Source organism: Bartonella jaculi (assembly GCF_039543045.1).
Lineage (GTDB): Bacteria > Pseudomonadota > Alphaproteobacteria > Rhizobiales > Rhizobiaceae > Bartonella > Bartonella jaculi.
In genome coordinates this window covers 1-826 of sequence record NZ_BAABIZ010000154.1, presented here as the reverse complement: position 1 = coordinate 826, position 826 = coordinate 1, and the positions used below count along the sequence as shown (strand labels likewise).

Below are 826 nucleotides of genomic sequence, written 5' to 3'. Positions count from 1 at the left end.
TGAGGGGCGTGACCCCATTAAAGAACGTGAGAAACAAAAGCGTGAAGCAATAAGCAATCTCCATTATTTAAAAGATATTGCACTAGATGCTTTTGAAAGCCGTAAAGCTGAATTAAAAGGGGATGGTCAAAATGGAAGTTGGTTTTTACCATTACGCCTTCATATTCTCCCTAAATTAGGCTGTTTGCCCGTTTCTGAGATTACACAAACAGAAATACGCAATGTTCTTTCTCCTATTTGGCATATAAAAGCTGATACAGCTCGTAAAGCACTGAACCGTCTTAATCTTTGTCTCAAACATGCGGCTGCTCTGGGATTGAATGTTGACTTACAGGCAACAGAAAAAGCACGCGCGCTCTTAGGTAAACAACTCCATAAAACCACTAATAGACCAGCAATGGATTGGAGAGATGTGCCGGCTTTTTATCAAACGCTTTGCGAAGCATCAACCCTAACACAACTGGCTTTGCGTTTGCTTATTTTGACAGGCGTTCGTACTTTTCCTTTACGTCATATTCATAAAGATCAAATTGAAGATGATATATGGACTATCCCTGCTGAGAATATGAAAGGAAGGCGTGATGCGACAACAGAATTTCGTGTGCCTCTATCATCTGAAGCATTAGAAATCTTAAAACAAGCACGATTGCTTTCTCGCAACAATTTCTTTTTTTCTGCAACCGGTCGAGGTCCCCTCGCTGATACGTGTATGTCTCAATATATGAGAGACAATAAACTTGAAGCCTGCCCCCATGGTTTTCGTTCTAGTTTACGTAATTGGCTTGCTGAAACAACCGATGCCCCCTATGAGGTCGCTGAAACCATT

General features: G+C 41.3%; 1 protein-coding gene. It reads left to right on the top strand.

What is annotated here, in order from left to right:
* The coding region (locus tag ABD915_RS09925) for a tyrosine-type recombinase/integrase (protein ID WP_345117795.1) at positions 1-826 on the top strand (826 nt) is incomplete at both ends.